Origin of the sequence: Muricauda sp. SCSIO 64092, assembly GCF_023016285.1 — a bacterium.
Classification (GTDB): Bacteria; Bacteroidota; Bacteroidia; order Flavobacteriales; family Flavobacteriaceae; genus Croceivirga.
The window spans coordinates 1,874,822-1,897,974 of record NZ_CP095413.1 but is presented as its reverse complement, the minus strand read 5'-3'; the positions used below and the strand labels follow the sequence as shown (position 1 = coordinate 1,897,974).

Genomic DNA, 23,153 nt, shown 5'->3' with positions numbered 1-23,153 from the left:
AATAGGACCATGAAGATTTTGATCATTAATTCTGGGAGTTCTTCCATTAAGTTTCAGGTGATAGTAATGCCCCAAGGCCGTAGCCTCTGCAAAGGCATCGTAGAGCGATTGGGTCAGGAAAACGGGCATGTGCGCTATGAAAAGGGTACGGAATCCTTAAAACGTGCCATGCGCATCAAAGACCATAAATCCGGTCTTGGTGAGATTATGGAATTGTTAAAGGACCCTTCGCACGGAGTATTGGAAGGTGATGGGGAAATTGATTGTGTTGGACATAGGGTCGTCCATGGCGGTGATGCCTTCAGTGGCGCTACGGAAATAAGTGATGCAGTGCTGGAAAAAATCAAGGCACTTTCTTTTCTCGCGCCATTGCACAATCCCGCTAATGCCATTGGTATTGAAGTGGCCCAGACCCTTTTTCCCAAAGCCAAACAAGTTGCGGTATTTGATACCGCATTTCATCAAAGCATTCCCCCTGAGGCCCATGTTTATGCCATTCCCAAAAAATTGACCCAGGACCATGGGATTCGGGTGTATGGATTTCATGGTACCAGCCATAAATATGTTTCGGAAAAAGCAATCGCGTATTTGGGAAAGCCCGAATCAAAAATCATCACTGTGCATTTGGGCAATGGTTCCAGCATTACTGCCGTGAAAGATGGGAAAAGCATAGAACATTCCCTTGGATTTGGACCCTCAAATGGTTTAATTATGGGAACGCGAAGTGGAGATATTGATCAGTCCGTTGTGTTTTTCCTAATGGATTCCTGTGGAATGGATTCCCAGGAAGTAAATACAGTGCTCCAGAAGGAAAGTGGATTGTTGGGATTGACAGGACACTCCGATCTAAGGGAAATCCAACGGTTGGCGGAAGAAGGGGACAAAGACTGCCTGTTGGCTTTGGAGATGATCTCACATCGCATAAAAAAGTATATTGGGGCCTATATTGCCATTCTTAATGGGGTGGATGCCATTGTATTCACGGCAGGAATTGGGGAAAATTCCGTATTAATCCGTCAAATGTCCTGTACCGGAATGGAAGCCATGGGCATTGTTATGGAAAGTGAAAGGAATGCATCGATCAATACCGAGAACGAGGTTTCTGAATTTCAGGGCAAGGACAGTCGGGTTCGCCTTTTGGTAATCCCTACCAATGAAGAGCTGGAAATTGCCCGGCAATGTCACCAGCTGTTGGGAAAGGGATAGTTGCAATTAAAATTTCGGAAAGAATCCCCATCTTATCCGTTGTTGGGTTCCTCCATGAATGCACTGTCCCATCAACCTACAAAAGCAATGGTTTTATGGGTGCCGTCACAATAGGGTTTGTTGTTGGATGCCCCACAGCGACAAAATGCCGTTGATCGTTTTTTGATTTCTTCACTACCATCGGCAAGCACAACCTTAAGATTACCACTTACCAGCAAGGGGCCGTTTTCCACAATACTGCATTCGGTTATTTTGGTTTCCTCCATTTTGGTTTCCCCTTTGTATTTATAGGTCAATGCACCCGAAGGACATTTTTCGATTTGTGATTTTAAGGCTTCAACCGTAGCATTTTCAGGTTTGATCCATGGTTTGCCCTTGGGATCATAGACTTCGGGAAGCGTTTTGAAACAAATCTCCGAATGGATGCACTTTTTGGGTTTCCATACCACGGTAAAGTCACCATGGGTATATTCCTTTACAATTTCCTTTTCCATATTATGCGATGTTAATGCCCTTTAGGACCAGTTCCCGCCATTGTGGGTGCTTTTTGATATATGCCGCCACAAACGGGCACAGTGGAACCAGGGTCAATTCCTTTTTCTTGATATCTTCCAGTACCTGCCTTACCAGTTCCGTTCCAATGCCCTGACCTTCCAGTGCTATCGGTACTTCGGTATGGGTCAGGTAAATCTTGTCCTTTGCCTTAATGTATTCGATATGGGGGGTATGTTCCGATAATTGAAATTCGTATTGTTTTTTATCCGAATTGTCGATAAGGGTGTAACTCATGTAGTAGCAATTTCCTTAAAGATAAGAAGTATTCGGCAGCTATGGACATCGCAGGAAAGGCGACTTAAAAATTAGTGCGATAACCCAAAGGGAATTCTCCGCACTACCGTTTTTAAACCCTTGTCCCTGAAGGGGTATGGGTGCTAAATTACCTACCACCATCAAGATGTAACCCATATCGGTCCCAATTCGCCTTACTTAAACTTAATGTTCAACGGGGGCAGTTGAACATAACATAATTTCTTGGAGAGGTTATCCTAACAATGGTAAAATACCTTGCCCGTCTCAAAACTATAGACCATGAAAAACCTTTTGCTTTACGGAATCGTTTCCCTTTTAGGAATTTTAAATTGTTATCCCCAGGATTCAGGCACCATACGCGGGAAAGTAACGGATGCCAACGGTATACCGCTCATAGGAGCCAATGTCATTATTGAAAGCCTTTCCCTAGGGGTGGTCACCGATAATTCCGGGGACTACATATTCTCGGAATTGGCGAATGGGGATTACAGCATAAAAGTGACCTATATCGGATTTGAAATCCGGACCGTCACTGTAACCGTGGGTGGTGTGGGAACGCAACAGGATTTTGTGCTCGTGGAATCATCGGTGCAGTTGGAAGGCCTGGTGGTCACAGCGCAAAAAAGAGAGCAGCGAAATAAGGAAGTTCCCATAGCCATTACTTCCTACGGAAGTGAATTCATCAATAATAACAATACCTTCGAATACGATGCTTTTTCCGAATATGTGCCCGGTTTACAGGTGCAAATACAGAGTGTGAACAACCCCGGAATTGTGGTGCGTGGAATTACCAGTGATGATGGGGATTCCCGTGTGGAACCACGGGTTTCCGTCTTTCAGGATGGTGTTTCGATCAGTAAATCCAGGGGCTCGGTGGTGGAGCTTTTTGATTTGGAACGCATAGAGGTTTTAAAAGGGCCGCAGGGAACACTTTTTGGACGAAGTGCCCAAATTGGGGCTATGCATATCATTCAAAACAAAGCGAAAAATGAAACTTCAGGAAGTTTGAAAATCGGCTATGGCGATTTCAACCAAACCCTATTGAACGGACATTACAACCTTCCACTGGTCAAGGACAAATTGTTTTTAAGGGTTGCCGGAATCTACAATGCAAGGGATGGTTTTATTGAAAACAATTCGGGCGGGGACTTGAACGGAAAGGAGACATTGGCTTTTCGAGGCTCGTTGCGCTATTTGTTCTCGGACAAGACCTTGTTTGATCTCATCGTGAATTGGCAGAAAGATACCCCTCCAGGGACCTCCTTCAAAAGTGGGACATTTGCCCCGCTCAATGGGGATGTTGACCCCAACAGTTTTGCCGACCTGGAACGTGGAGAGGAACTAAGCCTGGATAGGGATGTATACGGCATTACGGGAATCCTAAAACACAATATCAATGAGATGTGGGATTTCACGTCCATTACCGCTTTTCGTGAATTTGATTCCAACGAGGCTTTTGATGCTGATGGAACCGCGGCTCCCGTTCTATTTTTTAGGGAAATTGCCAAGGGAAAACAATTTAGCCAGGAGGTACGGTTCAATTTTGATAACAACAGAAGGTTTCGTGGGTTTTTTGGGGCCAATTTCTTTTACGAAGATGGTTCGCAGTCCGTACCCTTTGAAGTAAATGAACAAAGTTTGGGGGTACTGCTTTTGGACCCCGGAAATTTGGTGGTCAATGGCGTTCCGGTCCTTTTGCCCAATATTCCGAACGACCCGGAGACCTTTGGACCGCTTGCGGGAGCACCTTTATTGCCCTTTAACAGGGAGGTGTTTACCAATTTTGGTGAAAACTATACCGGTGACATCTTTGCGGATGCCTCCGTGGACGTCACCAACCAATTAACGGTTACTTTGGGACTTCGGGGGACCTTGGAGAACATCAATGCCGGATTTGAGGCGGAAGATGCCGAACAACCCGGAGTGCTCGGTAATTTTCTGGGGGTATTTCCCAACAACTTGTTCGCCTCAACCAATGGGGAACGAATCAATGCCAGTGACAACTTTACTTCCATTGTAGGACGATTGGCCGCGGATTTTGATGTCAATGATGAAGTGACCTTGTTTGGCAGTGTTTCCAGGGGAAGGCGGCCCAACGTCATCAACGTAACCGCAACTGAAGTGGATGTTCTGTCCGCCGAAACCGTATGGTCCTATGAAATAGGGGGGAAATCCCTGTTTATGAACAATCGATTGCAATTGGACCTCAATGCCTTCTTTTACGATTACAACAATTTCCAGACCAATATCGCTACCGTGGATGCGGAAGGTGGGGTGGATTTTAACCCGGATGATAGCGGTAGTGCTTCGGCCTTTGGTGCGGAGTTTGCCTTTCAATATGCCTTTGGTAAGAAAAGTACGGTATTTGCGAATTATGCGTATATCGATGCGACTTTTGATGATACCGATGAAAATGGAAATCCACAGGAATTGGCGGGAAACCGGTTTCGATTGACTCCGGAGCACTCGTTTTCCCTGGGATTGAACCTGAACCCACAACTCAATTCAACCACCGATCTGTTTTTTAGGCCTACCTATACCTACAAATCGGAAGTGTTTTTTGAGGAAACCAATTTGCCGGGAATTTCACAGGAAGGTTACGGTCTCTTGAACGTTCGGGCCGGATTGATCTTCAATAAGAAATACGAATTCAATGTTTATGTGACCAATTTATTGGATGAATCCTTTATCATCGATGCAGGAAATACGGGAGGGGCCTTTGGTATTCCTACCTTTATTGCCGGTCCTCCCCGTTTTTTTGGCGGACAAGTGGCCGTTAGATTTTAAAACAAGCAACTATGGAAATCCAATTACATCGTATTCGAGTAACACTACTGACTTTTTTGTTGGTTGGTTTGGTGCACGGCCAAAGTGTTACCCAGGACATCCCCTTACATGAATTGGAGGGGTACCTCGCCACCAAAGAACAAAAAGTAGGGAATGTAAAACCGGGAAATGCGGCTAAGGTGCTATGGGTATCCGACCACAAGTACCAAAAAACGCCCTACGCGTTTGTATACCTTCACGGATTTGGGGCCAGCCATAGGGAAGGGGAGCCCATTATGTCCAAACTGTCCGGAACCTTTGGGGCACATGTATATATGTCGCGTTTGGAAGAGCACGGTTTGGACCGGGAGAACGGATATGAATATTTGACCCCGGAAAGCCATTTGGCCTCCGCTGAGAATGCCCTGGCCATGGGCAAGCTCCTTGGGGAAAAGGTGGTTTTGGTAAGCACCTCCACAGGAGGTACCCTATCCCTCCATTTAGCGGCAAAGGATACGGATATTGCTGGACTGATCATGTATTCCCCGTTTATAGGCCTGTTCAATCCAATCATGGAAAAGATCATTGAACCGGGAGGGAAGGAATTTTTTGTGGCCCAGGCCGGGGGTGAAATCCAAAAGCAGGTCCGGGAACCTGAAGTGGCCAAATATTGGTCCACCAACTATCATGTCAATGGCTATGTATCCCTTATCAGTATGCTAAAACAGACCATGGTCAGTGAGACCTTTAAAAATGTGAAGTGCCCCGTATTTATGGGCTATTACTATAAAAATGAGGAAGAACAGGATAAGGTGGTCTCCGTGGCCGCCATGCTGGAAATGTTTGAACAGTTGGGAACACCAGCTTCCGACAAGCTAAGTAAGGCATTTCCAAATACAGGGAACCACGTGATAGGCTGTGATCTACGGTCAAAAGATTGGTCGAGCGTATATGAAGAAACGGTGACTTTCATCAATGATGTTATCCAGAGATAAGATGAAAAGAAAAAGATGGCTTGTCTGTTTTATGGGAATCCTCCTGATTTCCGCTTGCAGACCAAAGGACCGAAGTACTTCCCAAACAGGGTTGCCGACCGATACGGCAAAGGAGGAGCTAGTATTTGAATTTGACCTACAGGGCCATAGAGGGGCCAGGGGCCTTGCCCCCGAGAACAGTCTGCCGGCATTTAAAAAGGCACTTGAATTGGGGGTAAATACCCTGGAATTGGATGTTGTGGTCACTAAGGACAAACAACTGTTGGTTTCCCATGAGCCATGGATGAATCCTGAGATTTGTTTGGACGCCAAGGGGGATAGTATCCCAAAAACAAAAGCAAGGCAGCTCAACATTTACCAAATGGACTATGGGGAAACCCAACAGTTCGACTGTGGTAGTATGGGCAATCCCAATTTTTTGGAACAGGAAAAATACAAGGTCACCAAACCTTTGCTAAAGGAGGTCATTGATTATGCAGAGGACTATGGTGTGCAAAACCAGCAGCAGGTCAACTACAATATCGAAATTAAGAGCTTGCCCAGGGGGGATGGCATTTACCATCCGGAACCGGCGGAGTTTTCAGCATTGTTGATGAAGCTCCTTCAAGAAAAGCTGCCCCAAGAACGAGTGGTGGTACAGAGTTTTGACTTTCGGGTACTCCACTACCTCCATCAAAACTATCCCGATCAACGATTGGTAGCTTTGGTGTATGAAAATGATGCCACTACAAATCTGGAAAAACTTGGCTTTTCGCCGGCGATATATAGTCCATATTACAAACTGGTTTCGGAGGAGATGCTCAAAAGCTTACACGAGAAAAATATTGCAGTGATCCCTTGGACGGTGAATGACACCTTAGCGATGAAGGATTTGCTTTTGATGGGGGTCGATGGCCTTATTACCGATTACCCCAACCTGGCTTTGCGTTTTAAGAAGTAGGCAAGGTTTTTACGGCCAATTAACGCTTCAAAGCGAATACCGCACTGTTATTGATAGTGTGTTTTATTCATTTTTCTAAGCAGGAGGTATCCATAAAGCTTTTTATCGTTGGCCTGGAGGCTGTCACAGGTCCTGGCGTACAATCGAAGCTCGTCTCCCTGAAACTCCACCCGACATCGGTCCACCCGTGAATGGGGGGCATAGACAAACCGATATGCATTGTTGTTCAAACGGGACCAAGTTCCCTTCCATGGCGATCCAATAACCTCCCATGTACCATCCGGCCTGAATTCTTCCTCCAAGGCTATCTGTTTCGTTTCTGTGCGGATGAGCTTGTCGGTAGTGCATTCATGGACATAGTACCCCACACGTTGCCATTGGCCCACCAAAGGATCCTCTTGTGCATGCCCACAGAAACCAAATACTACGGATAGCAATAGGAATGTTCTCATTTTTAAGGTTCGCTACGATAGCAATAAGCAATGGTAGGACAAAGTATGTTATGCGCATAAGACAAATGCATAAATGAGGGATAATGGGAATATTCGGATAAAAGGACCTCAAAAGAAAGCAGAACTGGCCCATTCCGACCGGAATTGCCCAACTACCGTGATGGTGACCATAAAAGCAATGCCCATCTCTAAATTAAAGGGGATTGCGTCCCTTGGGAGGATTCGATAAAGGAGTTGGGCATTTTTTTAATGGAGGCGCAGCAGGGGACAGGGCGTTACGGCAAAGGATACGAGATGCCTTTTTAACCAAAAATGGGTTTTTAGCGCAGTAAAGGGCAACTATATACTAAATGGGACAGAAATTTGGAATTTCCCTAACTTACGTAATTGTATGCTTTCATTACTGGAAAAGATATTTGGGGTATTGCTTATTCTGATAAGTATTGCAATAGCCGTTTTTCTCATTCCAAGTCTTTTACCCCTGATAAAAAGGACTCCGTATTTATTGCTCGAACCAGATGCCCTTGTCAGACATCAGCTAGGACGCGATTGGTTTATGCAAATCGTTGGTTGGAGTATTGCTGTTTTTGTATTTGGTAGCGGAAGGGCATTTCTAAGAGACAGCAAGAAACCCTGGTGAACCTGAAAAGGAATCTCATGATTGGGCAACTATATACAAAATGGGACGGGCGTCTTCAAAAAAACTTGACTAGATGGGATTCTTAGAAAAAAGGGATAGGTCTAATCGGTCCTTTTGGATTTTGTTCGCGGCACTTGTTGTGACAGCGTTCTTTCACATTCAACTATTGAATCGATACAACGCCCAACCTGAAGAACTAAACGATTGTTATCTTCAACTAAACTAGCATTTGCGGACTTCAAAAGAACAACTTCAGATTTCAAATCAGCGTTTACGGATTCTAAGCTACCGATACGGTTGTTCGCCAGATGATTCAAGGTCCCAAAAATAACGGTAGCTAAAACACCGATAAAGGCAATTAAGTTTTGCCACGTAGCATTTCGCAGGATGATGTTCCGTAGTTTTTTGTGATTCCTTTTTTCGATTTCCGCAGGTGTCAAACGGCTCATCCTGTGAGTTTTCATCTCAAGTTTATCACTATTCACCATCATAGCCCTAATATCCATATAGTTGTTCTTGAAGTATTCCCGCTCGTTGTTTTTAAGCTTTATTTCCTCAAACAGTTCGTAAATAGAAAAGTTGGTATGGTCTGGGGCCTTTTTTCTTGTCAGGCGGATTATCTTTTTTATAATCTTGTCGTTATTGGTATTTGATGCCATGCCCACCAAAATAGAACAAAATATTTTGTTTGCTTGAATCGATGAGATAAATTGCCCAAAATATCAAGGCATAGTAGCGTAATCGTATTCTTGTTTTAAGAAATCGCCAGTTTTAAAGGAACACGGAGGATATGGATAGAACGCTGCGCCCGTATGGGCGTGGGCTGTCCGTATTGTGTTCGGGTGTCTGGCGATACCTTTAAAGCGTGCGGTTCAGTCCCACGCTTCTTTTTTTCAAACCTTCTCTTATCGGGGCCGTGAGGGAACAAAAACCAATAGATGAAAAGAATCATTTACACTATGACAGTCCTATTTGCGCTATCGTGCAACAGGGACAATGGGAACGTACAAGAAGAAACTGACTCAACATTACTGGTAGGGTCATGGAGACAGGAGTATATCGCCGATAGGTGCAACGGGGAGGACATGATCGACGAAACGGAGGTGACGGGATGCCATAAACTGACGACCTGGACCTTCTTTGTGGACAATACATTTGAGATAACAAGGTACTTTGGGGAAAATGTGGCGGATTGCGAGATTGAGGACATAGAGCTTGGGGACTACAAATTTACCTCCAATAACCTGCACATCCAATACGACTATATAAGCAGGTTCAGTGGAGAGCACATAATGTCCAGTTTCGATGTTATCGTATTGGATATAACGGAGGCGATATTGCGGATAGGGGAAGAGGATGATGAAGTGTGCGAGAACGGGATCAGGTTCTTACACATGAAAAGAGTCCCTTAAGGGAAGCCATCCATTATTATACTATTGTCCAAACCTCAAGTACCACTAAATAAATCGTAAATATCTCGGATCCGATTGGTATATTTCCTAGATTTGGACGATGGAAAAGGGAGTGGCAGTGAACCTTTCTCCCTTTTCCGACGGTAATTTTTCAAAGCCCTATCCTAATGAGAGACGGCACACCACTTTGATTTTCTCGTCTTTTGTAGTGCTTTGAGCATATATGTGGATGGCGATGTACAAACTAATACCATTGAGAACTTCTGGAGTATCCTAAAACGAGGTATTTAGTGAATCTACTATCAGTGAGGGATAAACACCTAAGTAGTTATCTGGACGACTTCGATGCTAGGATTAATACCAAAACGTTAAGTCCCCAGGGAAGGTTCAATGGGTTTTTGGAGGATATAGAGCGTGTTTTAAGCTATAACTATTTGACTAGCAACAGCTAGAGTTATTTGTAAAACATCGAATTTAACAGTTCTTACATACTAAAAATATTGTAAACCTGTTGTTTTTGGCATGTACATTGTACTATATTTGTACGCGTAAGCAAAATTTCGTTAAAAAAAAGTTAAAGTTGATGAGTTTATTGGTATTTACGTAATATTTTTTGAGAATATTAAACTAATCAACTGGGAAACATCGCAATATGGCAATCGCAATAAAACAAATACCTGTTTTAAAAGGAAAAGTTGCTAAAGGTTTTGCAAAAAAAGCGACTAGTAATTTGGAGAAAAAAGAAACTGTAGACTTCTCCAAACAGGCCGCTAATGCCAAAAAAATTCTAAAGAAAGCCCAGCTATAATACTTACAATTGGGTTTTTTAACGGATAACTGTACTTTTAAAGAATACAATCATGAAAAACTGGGAGATTGCGAACCTTTTGTTTGTGGTCATCCTGACTTAGATGATTTCTTCAAAAATGATTGTGACGACTACGCTTATCAACTTTTAGGCAAAACTTATTGTTTTACATTGGATAAAGACCCTAAAAAAGTGGTTTGTGCTTTTACGGTTTCAAATGATAGCATCAGGACAAAGTTCATCCCTAATAAAAAGAGAAATAAACTTAACAGAAAGATACCCTATCCTAAACAAATGGGCAGTTATCCAAGTGCGCTGATAGGAAGGCTTGGAGTGGCTAAAGAATTTGCAGGAAATCATTATGGTGACGAATTAATGGATTTTATAAAATATTGGTTTATAGACCCAGCTAATAAAACAGGATGTCGGTATATAGTAGTAGACGCTTATAATGAAGATAAGCCCATTGCATATTACAAGCGAAATGGTTTTGAATTCCTATTTGATAACGAAACTGACGAAAAAAAATACAGTGGAATAAAAATAAAGCTTAGCAAAAAGCAACGTTTTTACAATTGGTGCAGGCGAAGGTTTAAAATGAGACAAATAGTTGTTGAAAGTCTCAAAACAAGGCTAATGTATTTTGACCTAATTATTTTGAAAGCTTGATGGATGTAATTTTACTGTATGAAAGATAAGAAGGGCACCAAAAACCTGCCCTAAAGCGTACGAAAAGAAGCTCAAGATAGAAGATACTCTGGACGATGTGCTAAAGGTATCTGTGCCCAAAAAGAAGGAAGGCAACTAACCACCTATTTTAAAAAAACACTTCCCAATTATATATCCCAAAAATATTATCCAACCCTGGCCAATATTGTATATAGTTGCCGTTATAAAGTGTGTCTAAATCGTTTACAAACGACAACAAACGTTTACAAACGAAAATAAATGGTTCCCAACCGATTCGCTTTTTAGGGGCACCCTATGTTTGCCCTGTCGAGTGAGGGACATTCGATAGTATTAACTGTTTACAGAATTAAAAATCAAAAAAATGAACGCACTTAAAAACAAAGTACAGTTGATTGGGAATCTGGGCCAGGACCCAGAAGTTGTTACCTTGGAAAATGGGAGCAAACTCGCTAAATTTTCCATCGCCACCAGCGATAGTTATAAAAATGCCCAAGGGGAAAAAGTAGAGGATACCCAATGGCACAATATTGTTGCTTGGGGAAAACTAGCTGACATAGTGGAGAATTATTTGAATAAAGGGAAACAAGTGGCCATTGAGGGCAAGCTTACCCACCGTTCCTATGAGACCAAAGAAGGCGAAAAGCGCTATATTACCGAAGTTCGCTGCAATGAACTTCTGATGTTGGGGAAATAGGGTTTTCCCGCAGACTAACGATAAAAGGGGCATTTTGCCCCTTTTCTTTTTACAAATGCGATTTTAACAATAACTTAAAGTAAATCGTGCAACCTTTAACAACATTATCCGTCTATTAATACGTAGTTATTACGATGAAGGCAAATTTGTTACATATCTTTTTGTTGCTGCTGTGCATACCGCTTTCCGGGTTTTCCCAGATTGGGGATCAGGAACCTGAATTTTATCGAAAATTGGGAATTCAGGATGCAACGCACGAACTTGCCTTGACCAACTTAAATGAAGAGGATGAAAAGGACTTTTGGTTGGACCAAAAAGCATTCGAAAAACTGTTGGAGGAAAAAGACCCTATCGGACACCGGTCCTACCTCAATGGAAAATATATGGTATACAGGGAGCACCAAATCCGTTGTTTTAAGGGTTTGCTTCTTTTTGCCCATACTAGGGGCAAATATAAGGCGAAACCCTTTTATTTTAAATAAATCTAAATAAAAATTCCAAACTATTCGTCCATAGTATCCGAAGCGGCGCTCTCCACGGTCAATTGCTGGATATCCCTGTCGAATAAATACAGTCCGCCTTTATCGTCCCCAATAAGGTTGATCTTATCCAATACCGTTCTGGCCAATGCCTCTTCCTCCAATTGTTCGGCTACGTACCACTGTAGGAAGTTATGGGTGGCATAGTCCTTTTCCTCAAGGGTGATATGGACCAATTCGTTGATGCTCTGGGATACAAATACTTCGTGGTCATACAATTTCTGAAGCATTTTCTGTAACGATCCAAATTCGGTTTCAGGTTCTTTAAGATCCGAGATTTGCGCATGGCCACCGCGTTCATTGACATACTTGACCAATTTTAGCATATGCATGCGCTCCTCATCCGAATGGCCATACATAAAACCTGCCACGCCCTCAAGTCCGTTCACCTCGGCCCATGATGCCATGGAAAGATAAACCTGTGAGGATTCCGCTTCTATTCGAATTTGATGATTTAGTGCTTTTTCGAGCTTTTGGGATAACATAGGAAATTGTTTTTTGCAAAATTACGAAATGGAAACAGAGCGTTGCACGTTCCTTTTTAGAATTGTACCACCAATCCCATTCGGTTTGCACCAAAGGTCAGGTTCCAACTGATAGTGCTCTCTTTACGCTCCGGATTGTACTTTTCGGTATATTTTCTGTCTAGATAACGGTCAATGGATTCCACAACGAATATACTGAACACCGTACTGAAGGCCACATCCGAAATCCAATGAAAACTATCCACAACCCTAACCAAACCGGGAATCGACCCAATGGTATAAAGGCCAGCTTTTATCCAAGGGCTTTTAAACTGTTTGGCTATGGCGTAGGCATTGGTAAAGGCCAGCATGGCATGTCCGGAAGGGAAGGAATCGTAGTTGAATACCCGATCTAGATGCAAAGGGTCAAAAGTAAATGAGGAATCCCCACTTTTAGGTCTCGCCCTCCCAATGATGCGTTTACTTACCTGTTGCAGAAAACCACTTGCCGTTGCAGAGGAAATCAGGAGCACCCCGGTCCTCCGAAGCTTTTCGCTCTTGGTAAAAAGGCCGGCCAGATAAACGCCTCCGGTCAACATATAGTTTTTATCGGGATTTCCATATTCGTTCCCATAGTCCTTTACGAATTGTGGAACATCATCCCGGAAGCCATCGATCCACTCATCCACTTCGTCATCAACGGTAAAAAGAAGTGCCGTGCCCGCCATGGTGTACCCAAAATTGGCCCATTGCCGGCCTTTCCAATGAAATGGTCGACTATAGGAATAGCCAATTCCCCCAAAGACATTTTCCATGTCATAAGTGAAATTCCTCCAGAGGTTTCCCCTATCGGCATTGATTTGAAGTTCCTGGGCATGGCCCACTACAGCAATAAAAAATACGAGAATGCTAACTTTCCAATTGTTCATTTGATGATTTCAGGCCCCAAAACTAAAAAAATATTTCCTGTGCCAGACGAAAGGTATTGGCATGGGCCTCCACAATGGTTTTGATGTTGGGGGAATAGCCACCGCCCATACTGCACTGTACGGGAATACCATGGTCCTTACAGGTTTGGAGCACAAAACGGTCCCGCTCCCGACAACCATCAATGGTCATCCCCAGGGTCCCCAATTTATCGGTTGCCACCACGTCCACGCCACAGAGGTAAAAGATAAAATCGGGACGAACGTCACCCAGCACCCTGGAAAGGGTTTCTTTCAGGATGGAAAGATAGGTGTCGTCATCCGTACCCTTTTCCATGGGAATATCCAAATCGGACAGTTCTTTTTTAAAGGGATAGTTGGCCTTGCCATGCATGGAAAACGTAAAGACCGACCTGTCTTTTTGGAATATTTCCGCGGTACCATTGCCCTGATGTACATCCAAATCCACAATCAATAGCTGTTGTGCCAACTTCTTAGCCTGAAGGTATCTCGCCCCTATGGCCTGATCGTTCAGCATACAAAAGGCCTCGCCACGATTGGAATATGCATGATGGGTACCGCCGGCAATATTCATGGCAATCCCATGTTCCAGGGCAAAATGACAGCCTTGGATGGTACCATCCGCAATAATTCGCTCCCGTTGCACCAATTCCCTGGATAGCGGAAAACCAATCTTGCGGACCTCACTGGGTTTTAGTTGAAGTCCGACCAGCCTATTAAAATAGGCCCCTTGATGTGCTTTCAGGATATGATGATCCTCGGGGAGTATGGGCTCAAAAAAGTTATCCGGACCACAGGTACCCTCGTGAAGCAATTGCTCGGGCAATAGCTCGTATTTGATCATCGGAAAGCGATGACCTTCCGGAAGGGGGTGTTTGTAAATGGGATGGTACGCTATTTTTAGCAATTTGGGTTTTCTATGGTTTATGAAGTTTTAACTGAATCCTTTTTCGGGCCCTATCAACATCCAAAACCTTTACAATGAGCTGTTGGTGAAGGCTTACATGGGCATTCACATCTTTAACGAAACCGTCCGCAAGATTGGAAATGTGGATAAGGCCGCTCTCTTTGATGCCGATGTCCACAAAACAACCAAAATTGGTGATATTGTTGACAATACCGGGCAACAGTTGTCCTTCCCGCAAATCATCAATGGTCCTAATGTTCTGATCAAAGGTGAACACTTTTGCCTTTTCCCTGCGATCCAGTCCCGGTTTTTCCAACTCCTCGATGATATCGTTCAGGGTAGGAAGTCCAATGGCCTGGGTGGTATAATTTTCAAGTGGAATCCTTTTTAAAATTTCCTTATTTCCCAGAATTTCACCTAAGGACATCTTCCTATCCTTGGCCATTTTTTCAACTATGGGATAGCTTTCCGGGTGCACTGCGGAATCGTCCAATGGATGGTCCCCATCTTTAATTCGAAGAAATCCGGCTCCTTGCTCAAACGCCTTATCGCCCAAACGTGGTACGTTTTTTATGCTCTCCCTATTTTTGAAAGGACCATTTTGATTGCGGTACAAAACAATGTTTTCGGCAGTCCTGGGCCCAATGCCCGACACATAGCTCAAAAGGGAAATACTTGCGGTATTGATGTTCACCCCAACGGAGTTGACACAACTTTCCACAACCGTATCCAAAGAGGTTTTTAGCTTGGTTTGGTCCACATCGTGCTGGTACTGTCCCACACCAATGGATTTAGGATCGATTTTGACCAGTTCCGCCAAGGGGTCCGCCAAACGTCTGCCAATGGAAACCGCACCCCTTACCGTTACATCGTAATTTGGGAATTCGTCCCGGGCAATTTTTGAAGCGGAATAAATGGAAGCCCCAGCTTCACTGACCACAAAGACCTCAATGGGGTTTTTAAAGGCAATGCGTTTTACCAGACGCTCCGTTTCCCGCGATGCCGTGCCATTACCAATGGCTATGGCCTCTATTTTATGGGCATCTACCAGGGAGCTTAGTTTTTTAATGGCCCCTTTGCTATCATTTTTTGGTGCATGGGGATAGATGGTTTCATTGTGCTTTAAATCGCCCTGGGCATCCAAACAGACCACTTTGCACCCGGTTCTAAAACCGGGGTCGATCGCCAATATCCGTTTTTCACCCAAGGGGGCACCCAACAATAACTGTTTTAGGTTTTTTGAAAAGACCTGGATGGCCTCATCATCGGCTTTCCCTTTTGCCGATTTTAAAAGCTCATTTGATAAGGAAGGGAACAGCAAACGCTTATACGCATCAACTATGGCCAGTTCAATATGAGGGGTACATGAATTGTTTGATTTGATGATGTGACGTTCGATGTTTTGGATGGCGCGTTCATCGTCCAACATGATCTTAAGTCGAATAAACCCTTCCTTTTCGGCACGCTGTATGGCCAAAAACCGGTGTGAAGGACAACGGTTCAAGGGTTCGGAGAAATCAAAGTAATCCCTGAATTTTTGGGCGGCCTCCTCGTCCGCCTTGGTCTTTACGGCCTTGGTAGTGATAAGGGCGTGCCTTTCCAGTTGGTTTCGTAGTTGGTTGCGGATGTCCGTACGCTCGTTGATCCACTCGGCTATGATGTGACGTGCGCCCTCCAGCGCTTCATCCTCATTTTTGACCGTACTGATCAGGTACTTTGAAGCGATAAAATCAATTTCATCGGTACGTTGGGCCATGATGATTTTGGCCAAAGGTTCCAGTCCATTTTTACGGGCCGTTTCAGCTTTGGTCTTTTTACTCTTCTTAAAAGGCAGGTACAGATCTTCCAAAGCCGTAAGATTGGTACAGGCCTCAAATTTTGATTTTAGTTCCGCGGTCAGTACGCCTTGCTCGTCCATTGCTTTAAGAATGGCCGTTTTTCGTCTTTCGAGCGCTTCAAACTGTGTTTTGAATTTTACAATGGCCCCAACCGCAACTTCATCCAAATTGCCCGTACGTTCTTTGCGGTAACGGGATATAAAGGGAATGGTACAATCCTCGTTTAAAAGTTGGACCGTGTTTTCAACACTTTTTAGTGGAATGTCCGTGTGTTGGGCGATAAAGGGAATTAACTGCATTTATGGATTGTTCTAAATTGGGGTCAATTGATTCCCTCCCCATTTCCAACCTTATCTTCATCCGGATTTACAAAAACCAATTTACCTTCGGAATTTTCAGTCATTAGGATCATTCCCTGGCTCTCCACGCCACGGAGCTTTCTTGGGGCAAGATTCACCAATACGGTCACCTGTTTGCCTATGATTTCCTCTGGGGCAAAGCTTTCGGCTATACCGGAAACAATGGTTCGTACATCCAATCCCGTATCCACCTTTAATACCAGTAGTTTATCGGCTTTGGGTATTTTCGCGGCTTCCAGGATGGTCCCTACGCGCATGTCCATTTTCGCAAAATCGTCATAAACAACGGTCTCTTTTTGAGGAGTTAATGGATTCCCATCAGCACCATCGGAAGTACCTGTGCTGAGGGTAGTCGAAGCGTTGGACAGTTTGGTAGCTTCCAGCTTGGCCAACTGGGCTTCAATCTCGGTATCCTCTATCTTTCTAAAAAGCAGTTCACTCTTTCCGATTCTGTGACCGGACGGGAGTAAGGTTTCGTTTTCCGAAATGGCACTCCAACCGTTCTCAATGCGATTTTCCGTTATGCTGAGGATTTCTTTCAATTTAGTGGAAGTAAAGGGCAAAAAAGGTTCGCTTAACACTGCCAGTCCTGCGGCAATTTGGAGCGCAACGTACATTACGGTCCTGGTGCGCCCTTCATCGGTCTTCACCAATTTCCAAGGTTCCTCATCGGCCAGGTACTTATTCCCTAAACGGGCGAGATTCAATAATTCCTGACTGGCCTCCCGAAAACGGTAGCGCTCCAGTGAATCCCCAAGCTTTGATGGAAAACCCTGAAGTAATGCCAGCGTTTGTTGGTCCACCTCGTTGAACTCCGAAGTTTCTGGAACAATACCCTCATAATACTTATGGGTCAATACCACCACCCGATTGATAAAATTTCCAAAGATGGCCACCAATTCGTTGTTGTTCCTGGCCTGGAAATCCTTCCAGGTAAAATCATTGTCCTTGGTTTCAGGTGCATTTGCGGTTAAAGTGTACCGCAGTACATCCTGCATATTGGGAAATTCCTCCAAATATTCATGTAACCATACCGCCCAATTTTTGGAAGTGGACAATTTGTTTCCCTCCAGGTTCAAGAATTCATTCGCGGGCACGTTTTCCGGAAGCACATAATCCCCGTAGGCCTTTAACATACTGGGGAAAATAATGCAATGGAATACAATGTTGTCCTTACCGATAAAGTGCAGCAATTTGGTGTTTTTGTCCTTCCAGTAGGGCTCCCAATCCGTGCCTTTTCTTTTGGCCCACTCCTTGGTGGAGGAAATATAACCGATAGGGGCGTCAAACCAGACATACAGCACTTTGCCTTCGCCTCCTTCCACCGGCACCGGGATTCCCCAATCCAGATCGCGGGTTACCGCCCGGGGTTTTAGGCCGTCATCGATCCAGGATTTGCATTGGCCATAAACGTTGGGTTTCCAATCCGATTTATGGCCTTCCAAAATCCATTCCTTTAGAAAGCTTTCATACCTGTCCAAAGGTAAAAACCAATGTTTGGTGTGCTTTAAGGTGGGAACGGCTCCTGACAGCGTGGACTTGGGATGGATCAGGTCCGTTGCATTTAAGGAAGAACCGCAATTCTCGCATTGATCGCCATAGGCCTCTTCATATCCGCAACGGGGGCAGGTACCGGTCACAAAACGGTCTGCCAAAAACTGGTTTGCCTCTTCATCGTACAATTGTTCAGTGACCTCCTCTATAAAATCCCCTTGGTCGTACAATTTTTTAAAGAAGTCCGATGCGGTTTCATGATGCACCTGGGCCGAAGTTCTGGAATAGTTATCAAAGGAAATTCCGAATTCCGCAAAGGATTTTTGGATGATGGCGTGGTATTTATCAATGATCTCCTTTGGTGAAACCCCTTCCTTTTTGGCCTTCATAGGGATGGCCACCCCATGTTCGTCACTTCCACAAATAAAGGCCACATCCTTCCCCTGAAGCCTTTGGTAACGGGCATAGATATCTGCGGGCACATACACCCCTGCCAAGTGACCGATATGTATGGGGCCATTGGTGTAGGGCAATGCAGCCGTTATGGTAATTCTAGAAGGATTGTCTAGGGACATATGGACCAATTTAAGCCGCAAAAATAGCGATTTTACCACTGTAAATTGGCGTGGCCCAAAAAAGGAAACCCTCGAACTGCGCATCCAAATTGGGGTGGGGGACTACGCAGTCGAGGGATTCTGGAAAAAAAATGATTTTCCCTACATGATCATTACGGATTTACTCATTTTCTGGTCCGCAACGTTAATTTGATAAATGTATTTGCCAGTGGAAAGACTTCCCCGTACCCGTTCACGGATATTGATTTCCGCAGCACCTTCCAGAACCATTTCATTGTAAACGGTTCCTACATTTTGTCCGAGGATATTGTACAGTTGAATATCCACATGGGCGCTAAAGGGCATTTCCAAATAGATATGGGGGTTGTTATCCGTTGGATAGTAAGGTCTATGAACCACCTGGGAACGTTGGTCCTCGCTGGCGATACCTTCTTCGTCGTCCCTTGGGGGAGTGTCCGGTAAGGTGGGTGGATCGTTGTCCATGGCAATTTCATCAAAGGTTTCACCACTACAATTGAAACCAAGGTCAATGGCTTGATATTGATAGCCAAGTAGGTGCTGTTCCACTGCCGCTCTTGGCACACAAAGCCATTCAGCCAATACGGTTCCATAGAGATTCCTAAAATCCATGGTATATTCCAGGTTACCGCGGCCGTTGGGCTGATCCAGGGATGGATGGTCACCTACAAAAGCACTTCCGTCAAGGCCGGATCCAAAGAATAATGTTGGGGCCGCTTTTCCATGGTCGGTGCCATTGGATCCATTTTCAAAAATTCGACGCCCGAACTCGGAAAACGTCATGCTCATCACCTTATTATCCTGTTCCGTAAATGCCAAATCCTCATAGAAGTTATTTACGGCAATGGACAATGTGGACATGAGGCGTTCATGGGCCAAAGGCTGGTTTCCGTGGGTATCAAAACCACCCATGGAAATCATATATACCTTGGTTCCAAGGTTCCCTTTAATAAGTCGGGCCAACAAGGCCAGCTGTCTGGCAAAACCATTGTCCTGGTATTCCACTTGGTTTTGTCCCCGCTCATAGGCCTCATGGATTTTACCGGCATATTCGTAGGTCGTGTTCGCTACCCCCCTTAAGAACCGCAATTGGTCGCCATACATACAATTGTCAAAAGGCGCAGTGGCGATATCGTAGAAGAATCCGGTTTCCGCAATTTCCTCCAATTGATCGATATTATTGGTAACGAAGGCATAATTGGTCTCATCGCCCTGGAAAACCAAATTGGCAATGTTTCCAATTTGAATGGCCGCTGGGGCTTCCGGTGGATTGATCAGATAGTCGGGATAGATATTCTCAAAATACCTTCCCATCCAACCCGTATTCAAACCACTAAATCCGGTAGTGGTCAAATCCGTATTGGCATAGATATCGGAACCAGTAAAGTGGGACAAACTCTGGTTTTCATATCCAACACCGTGTACGGCCTTGAACTGCCCTTGGCCCCAAAGGGGTTCCAAAGCGTTCATGTACGAGGGGATTCCAAAATCATCGGTTAATTTTAGAACCTTACTTTCCGGAATGTAGATGTTTGGCCTTTGATTGGCATACGTATCATACTGTTGAATAGGGATAACGGTACTTAAACCATCATTACCTCCATTTAACCGTATCAGCACCAAGATATTATCCGTTTGGGCTTGGTTGATAGCGGACATTAAAGGAGAAGGTCCTGAGGCAGATAATAGGTTACTGCCCAAAAACATGGAGCCAGAACCGGCTATTCCCAATGCTTGCATAAAGGAACGCCTGCTCCAGTTTTTGTGTTCTTGATCATGGCCTTCGTGTTCAAGGCCTTTGTAGGGGGAATTATCGTGGGTATGGTGGGTATCGCACATAACAAGTAGGTTTATTTTAGTTGAAACTCAGGTTCTCTTACAAGGTGTAATAACAGGAGGAAAACCTGTGATGGCGTATCATCCAAAAGCATGTTCCAACTTCCTGTTTCAAACATATTGGTATCCTCGTAAGGCTCCCTAAAGACCGAAATGGCAATGTCATAATCTGCATCCGTCAATAGTCCCTTGGGCAGGAACTTATCTATTATTGCCCGGGCAACAATATTGGGGTCATTTATGGTTGCCCCGTTTGGGCCCGCGGCAGCAATCCCCAAGGCCCTAAATTGATTGGGATCGGCCTGGAAGAATTGTTCCAGGAAAACTTCGGCAGTCAACCATCTTCCAATAATGAAGTTGGTATTTATCCATTCCCTGTCCCGTTGCCATCCGGCCACATCAACTGGGTCCCAAAGCTCCTGGCCGATCATGGCCGAAGCATCCATGGCATTGGTGACGTTGCCATCACTGTAGGCAAATCCCGTTTCCTTAAAAAGGTTAAGGTAAAGGTCAAACGGGCTCTTGATGATGACTCCAATGGTCGTTTCGTCAAAAAAGTGTTCGCTTTTGAACATTTGCCTCAATACTGGGGCAATTTCAAAATTATTGGCAACAAAAGTTTGCGCAAGCTCATTGATAATGCCTTGCGGGTGCCCAGGGGGATAGGTCGCCCCAGGGTTGTATTCATCCCTTTTGCTGTCTGGATGGACAAAAAACTCATAAAATTTCGTGCAAATGAATCTGGCGATGGAATCGGCCCTATTGTCGAACAAGATGTCCATTACGTCATCATATCCCCAATTACCGGTCTGGCCCAAAATGGTTTTGGCGTCCGTATCAAATTGTTCCGGGTTAAAAGTGATTTTGGTACAACCCACATCACCACGGTTCACATATCCGGTAAGTGCCCGTGAGGTTTCGATGATATCCTCTTCGGTATAGGCATTGCCCTCGCCCAGTGTAAACAGCTCGTATAACTCACGAGAGTAGTTTTCATTGGGTCGATTCCTATTATTGAATGCGCCGTCCAAATAGCGTAACATGGCACTGGTCAACCCAATCTCACTTACAAAGGTTTTAAAGTTGCCCAAGGCATTGCGCTGTAGGCAATTGACATATTCGTACAAAAAGGAGTTACAGTCGTACACATCCAATTCCGTAACAAAATGGTTGCTCCAAAAGAAGCTCATTCTATCCAGAAGGTTGTTGTTCAATAGGCTATTTCCGTAGGCTGTATTCAACTCTTCCCGCTGCGCCCGCCGAACTTGTCTGGCAAGGTCATCGTCTTCGGGATAATTGGCATTCGTCCATTCGGACCATGCAGGAGCCGGAATTGGCGGTATGGTCAGGGCTTGGTCAACAAGGTTGTCCACCAATGCCGTTGCGGATTGTCCAACGGCTTGATTAACGGTTTCCACAGAAGCGCTAAACCCTAAACGACGGTATAAATGTCTAGCCCTAAGGGCATCCAAGGGTGTAGTGTAGGGTGCTAATGTGGAAGTATTACAATTAACGAATAGTTCCATAGCAAAATTTGGCGTTAAGGTGTTCCATAGTCTTTGGGTTAACTATGTGTACTAGGTAGGTGTGGTTCTTTTGAAGTTCCAAAGTACAATCTTAACGTTAGACATTGGACGAAGCACCAATTTTTTCGATGAAATGCACAATCTTTTTTATATTTTTCAAAACTGATGGGAAAACACAACGAATTTGGACGCCTTGGAGAGGAGTTGGCAACGGATTTTCTTCTTAAAAAGGGATATCGCATCAAATACAGGAATTACCGTTACCTAAAAGCAGAAATCGATATCCTTGCCCAAAAGCAGGATGTTTTGGCCGTGGTCGAAGTGAAATCCCGTAGTTCCGACCATATTCAGGAAATCGCTGAAACGGTAAGTAGAAAGAAAATAGCCTTATTGGTCTCGGCAGCAGATTACTATGTGGACACGAACAATTTGGATGTTGAGGTGCGGTTTGATATCATCACCATACTTAAAAAGGGAAAGGAATATGCCATAGAGCATCTGGAAGATGCATTCTTTCATTTTTAACCATTTGTTTTATTTGTAACAAAAAGTTATTTTTGCTCAAAACCAATTTGAAATGAAAACCATTTCCGCCGTTGTTGAGCAATACATTAAAAAGAAGCCTTTTTTGCAAAGTGCCCTGGCCCAAGGAATCATTAACCTTACGTCCTTATCACGTATTGTACGACCGGAAATTGAGGAGGAACTGGGAAAGGATGTTAGGAACGGTGCTATTGTAATGGCCCTAAAGCGATTGTCCGATGACATGGAATTTCGGGCTACCCATCGTATTGTTAAGGTGCTCAAAAACATTGGGGAGATCACAGTGCGTTCCAATCTTACGGATTATACCTTTCTTTCTTCCGAAACCATTCTGGCGCAGCAAGCCAAACTATTGGAAAAGGTACATGAAAACCAGGATATTTTTTATACGTCCTCCCGCGGGGTCAATGAGATCAACATTGTGGTCAGCAATAGTTTGGACGGCACGGTAGAGGAGCTGTTCCAAGGGGAACGGTGTACCCAAAAAGTGGGGACCCTTTCTTCCGTTACGGTCAAGTTGCCTGCGGAAAACGTTTCCGTACCTGGAATCTACTATTTTATCTTTCAACGTTTGGCCTGGGAAGGAATCGTGTTGTATGAGGTCATTTCAACCACCAATGAATTCACCATTCTTGTAAATGATGATCAAGTGGACGTTGCCTTTAAGACCATAAAGGATCTAAAGACGTTGTAG

The 23,153-nt window shown here is 44.3% G+C and carries 23 protein-coding genes; 12 read left to right on the top strand and 11 right to left on the bottom strand.

Going from position 1 to position 23,153, the window contains the following annotated elements:
• The first annotated feature begins 9 nt into the window (after window positions 1-9).
• Window positions 10-1,206 carry an acetate/propionate family kinase gene (locus L0P88_RS07825; RefSeq protein ID WP_247134044.1) on the top strand — a complete coding sequence of 399 codons (1,197 nt, stop codon included), beginning with the start codon at window positions 10-12 and terminating at the stop codon, window positions 1,204-1,206.
• A gap of 71 nt (window positions 1,207-1,277) precedes the next feature.
• Here L0P88_RS07825 and L0P88_RS07820 read toward each other — a convergent pair whose 3' ends face one another.
• Window positions 1,278-1,700 carry a (4Fe-4S)-binding protein gene (locus L0P88_RS07820; RefSeq protein ID WP_247134043.1) on the bottom strand — a complete coding sequence of 141 codons (423 nt, stop codon included), beginning with the start codon at window positions 1,698-1,700 and terminating at the stop codon, window positions 1,278-1,280.
• Between the two features lies 1 nt (window position 1,701).
• Complete coding sequence (locus L0P88_RS07815; protein WP_158778205.1) at window positions 1,702-1,995, bottom strand: GNAT family N-acetyltransferase; 294 nt, start codon at window positions 1,993-1,995, stop codon at window positions 1,702-1,704.
• Window positions 1,996-2,295: 300 nt separating this feature from the next.
• Here L0P88_RS07815 and L0P88_RS07810 point away from each other — a divergent pair, with 300 nt between their 5' ends.
• Genes L0P88_RS07810 through L0P88_RS07800 form a run of 3 tightly spaced genes read left to right on the top strand, consistent with a single transcriptional unit; the run spans window position 2,296 to window position 6,717 of the window.
• Complete coding sequence (locus tag L0P88_RS07810; RefSeq protein ID WP_247134042.1) at window positions 2,296-4,803, top strand: TonB-dependent receptor; 2,508 nt, start codon at window positions 2,296-2,298, stop codon at window positions 4,801-4,803.
• Between the two features lie 11 nt (window positions 4,804-4,814).
• Window positions 4,815-5,777, top strand: a complete 963-nt coding sequence (locus L0P88_RS07805) for an alpha/beta hydrolase (RefSeq protein WP_247134041.1) — start codon at window positions 4,815-4,817, stop codon at window positions 5,775-5,777.
• A 1-nt stretch (window position 5,778) separates the two neighbouring features.
• Window positions 5,779-6,717, top strand: a complete 939-nt coding sequence (locus tag L0P88_RS07800; RefSeq protein ID WP_247134040.1) for a glycerophosphodiester phosphodiesterase — start codon at window positions 5,779-5,781, stop codon at window positions 6,715-6,717.
• Between the two features lie 47 nt (window positions 6,718-6,764).
• Here the strand turns inward: L0P88_RS07800 and L0P88_RS07795 are convergent, their stop codons facing one another.
• Window positions 6,765-7,169 carry a hypothetical protein gene (locus L0P88_RS07795; protein ID WP_247134039.1) on the bottom strand — a complete coding sequence of 135 codons (405 nt, stop codon included), beginning with the start codon at window positions 7,167-7,169 and terminating at the stop codon, window positions 6,765-6,767.
• 741 nt (window positions 7,170-7,910) lie between these two features.
• Window positions 7,911-8,468 (bottom strand): hypothetical protein, encoded by a 558-nt coding sequence (locus L0P88_RS07790; RefSeq protein ID WP_247134038.1) that lies wholly within the window; start codon window positions 8,466-8,468, stop codon window positions 7,911-7,913.
• A 279-nt stretch (window positions 8,469-8,747) separates the two neighbouring features.
• Between L0P88_RS07790 and L0P88_RS07785 the strand changes: the two genes are divergently transcribed.
• From L0P88_RS07785 to L0P88_RS07760, 6 genes are all read left to right on the top strand, one after another.
• A complete protein-coding gene (locus L0P88_RS07785) occupies window positions 8,748-9,221 on the top strand; it encodes a lipocalin family protein (protein WP_247134037.1) in 474 nt (157 codons plus the stop codon).
• A gap of 290 nt (window positions 9,222-9,511) precedes the next feature.
• Window positions 9,512-9,673, top strand: a complete 162-nt coding sequence (locus L0P88_RS07780) for a hypothetical protein (protein WP_247134036.1) — start codon at window positions 9,512-9,514, stop codon at window positions 9,671-9,673.
• Window positions 9,674-9,873: 200 nt separating this feature from the next.
• Window positions 9,874-10,029: a hypothetical protein gene (locus L0P88_RS07775; protein WP_247134035.1), complete on the top strand. Its 156-nt coding sequence runs from the start codon at window positions 9,874-9,876 to the stop codon at window positions 10,027-10,029.
• Between the two features lie 9 nt (window positions 10,030-10,038).
• On the top strand, window positions 10,039-10,698 hold the full coding sequence (locus L0P88_RS07770) for a GNAT family N-acetyltransferase (protein ID WP_247134034.1): 660 nt from the start codon (window positions 10,039-10,041) through the stop codon (window positions 10,696-10,698).
• 382 nt (window positions 10,699-11,080) lie between these two features.
• Complete coding sequence (locus L0P88_RS07765) at window positions 11,081-11,413, top strand: single-stranded DNA-binding protein (RefSeq protein ID WP_247134033.1); 333 nt, start codon at window positions 11,081-11,083, stop codon at window positions 11,411-11,413.
• Between the two features lie 134 nt (window positions 11,414-11,547).
• Window positions 11,548-11,895: a hypothetical protein gene (locus tag L0P88_RS07760; protein ID WP_247134032.1), complete on the top strand. Its 348-nt coding sequence runs from the start codon at window positions 11,548-11,550 to the stop codon at window positions 11,893-11,895.
• A gap of 20 nt (window positions 11,896-11,915) precedes the next feature.
• Here the strand turns inward: L0P88_RS07760 and L0P88_RS07755 are convergent, their stop codons facing one another.
• From L0P88_RS07755 to L0P88_RS07725, 7 genes are all read right to left on the bottom strand, one after another.
• Window positions 11,916-12,437, bottom strand: a complete 522-nt coding sequence (locus L0P88_RS07755; protein ID WP_247134031.1) for a ferritin — start codon at window positions 12,435-12,437, stop codon at window positions 11,916-11,918.
• A gap of 56 nt (window positions 12,438-12,493) precedes the next feature.
• The gene (locus tag L0P88_RS07750) at window positions 12,494-13,345 is read right to left on the bottom strand and encodes a phosphatase PAP2 family protein (RefSeq protein ID WP_247134030.1); all 852 of its coding nucleotides are present in this window, start codon (window positions 13,343-13,345) and stop codon (window positions 12,494-12,496) included.
• Window positions 13,346-13,367: 22 nt separating this feature from the next.
• Complete coding sequence (locus L0P88_RS07745; protein ID WP_247134029.1) at window positions 13,368-14,270, bottom strand: histone deacetylase; 903 nt, start codon at window positions 14,268-14,270, stop codon at window positions 13,368-13,370.
• Between the two features lie 10 nt (window positions 14,271-14,280).
• On the bottom strand, window positions 14,281-16,407 hold the full coding sequence (locus L0P88_RS07740; RefSeq protein ID WP_247134028.1) for a Tex family protein: 2,127 nt from the start codon (window positions 16,405-16,407) through the stop codon (window positions 14,281-14,283).
• A gap of 23 nt (window positions 16,408-16,430) precedes the next feature.
• A complete protein-coding gene (gene metG, locus L0P88_RS07735; protein WP_247134027.1) occupies window positions 16,431-18,536 on the bottom strand; it encodes a methionine--tRNA ligase in 2,106 nt (701 codons plus the stop codon).
• A 141-nt stretch (window positions 18,537-18,677) separates the two neighbouring features.
• On the bottom strand, window positions 18,678-20,393 hold the full coding sequence (locus tag L0P88_RS07730; RefSeq protein ID WP_247134026.1) for a DUF1501 domain-containing protein: 1,716 nt from the start codon (window positions 20,391-20,393) through the stop codon (window positions 18,678-18,680).
• 11 nt (window positions 20,394-20,404) lie between these two features.
• Entirely contained in the window at window positions 20,405-21,916 is a 1,512-nt protein-coding gene (locus tag L0P88_RS07725; protein WP_247134025.1) for a DUF1800 family protein, read from the bottom strand.
• Between the two features lie 165 nt (window positions 21,917-22,081).
• Between L0P88_RS07725 and L0P88_RS07720 the strand changes: the two genes are divergently transcribed.
• Complete coding sequence (locus L0P88_RS07720; protein WP_247134024.1) at window positions 22,082-22,441, top strand: YraN family protein; 360 nt, start codon at window positions 22,082-22,084, stop codon at window positions 22,439-22,441.
• A gap of 52 nt (window positions 22,442-22,493) precedes the next feature.
• Window positions 22,494-23,153, top strand: a complete 660-nt coding sequence (locus L0P88_RS07715; RefSeq protein ID WP_247134023.1) for an aspartate kinase — start codon at window positions 22,494-22,496, stop codon at window positions 23,151-23,153.

Coding starts and splice junctions, on each gene's coding strand:
- L0P88_RS07720 (WP_247134024.1), top strand. CDS start 22,082: ATGGGAAAACACAACGAATTTGGACGCCTTGGAGAGGAGTTGGCAACG.
- L0P88_RS07755 (WP_247134031.1), bottom strand. CDS start 12,437: ATGTTATCCCAAAAGCTCGAAAAAGCACTAAATCATCAAATTCGAATA.
- L0P88_RS07765 (WP_247134033.1), top strand. CDS start 11,081: ATGAACGCACTTAAAAACAAAGTACAGTTGATTGGGAATCTGGGCCAG.
- metG (WP_247134027.1), bottom strand. CDS start 18,536: ATGTCCCTAGACAATCCTTCTAGAATTACCATAACGGCTGCATTGCCC.
- L0P88_RS07795 (WP_247134039.1), bottom strand. CDS start 7,169: ATGAGAACATTCCTATTGCTATCCGTAGTATTTGGTTTCTGTGGGCAT.
- L0P88_RS07750 (WP_247134030.1), bottom strand. CDS start 13,345: ATGAACAATTGGAAAGTTAGCATTCTCGTATTTTTTATTGCTGTAGTG.
- L0P88_RS07785 (WP_247134037.1), top strand. CDS start 8,748: ATGAAAAGAATCATTTACACTATGACAGTCCTATTTGCGCTATCGTGC.
- L0P88_RS07740 (WP_247134028.1), bottom strand. CDS start 16,407: ATGCAGTTAATTCCCTTTATCGCCCAACACACGGACATTCCACTAAAA.
- L0P88_RS07810 (WP_247134042.1), top strand. CDS start 2,296: ATGAAAAACCTTTTGCTTTACGGAATCGTTTCCCTTTTAGGAATTTTA.
- L0P88_RS07775 (WP_247134035.1), top strand. CDS start 9,874: ATGGCAATCGCAATAAAACAAATACCTGTTTTAAAAGGAAAAGTTGCT.
- L0P88_RS07820 (WP_247134043.1), bottom strand. CDS start 1,700: ATGGAAAAGGAAATTGTAAAGGAATATACCCATGGTGACTTTACCGTG.
- L0P88_RS07825 (WP_247134044.1), top strand. CDS start 10: ATGAAGATTTTGATCATTAATTCTGGGAGTTCTTCCATTAAGTTTCAG.
- L0P88_RS07815 (WP_158778205.1), bottom strand. CDS start 1,995: ATGAGTTACACCCTTATCGACAATTCGGATAAAAAACAATACGAATTT.
- L0P88_RS07805 (WP_247134041.1), top strand. CDS start 4,815: ATGGAAATCCAATTACATCGTATTCGAGTAACACTACTGACTTTTTTG.
- L0P88_RS07715 (WP_247134023.1), top strand. CDS start 22,494: ATGAAAACCATTTCCGCCGTTGTTGAGCAATACATTAAAAAGAAGCCT.
- L0P88_RS07800 (WP_247134040.1), top strand. CDS start 5,779: ATGAAAAGAAAAAGATGGCTTGTCTGTTTTATGGGAATCCTCCTGATT.
- L0P88_RS07725 (WP_247134025.1), bottom strand. CDS start 21,916: ATGGAACTATTCGTTAATTGTAATACTTCCACATTAGCACCCTACACT.
- L0P88_RS07790 (WP_247134038.1), bottom strand. CDS start 8,468: ATGGCATCAAATACCAATAACGACAAGATTATAAAAAAGATAATCCGC.
- L0P88_RS07760 (WP_247134032.1), top strand. CDS start 11,548: ATGAAGGCAAATTTGTTACATATCTTTTTGTTGCTGCTGTGCATACCG.
- L0P88_RS07730 (WP_247134026.1), bottom strand. CDS start 20,393: ATGTGCGATACCCACCATACCCACGATAATTCCCCCTACAAAGGCCTT.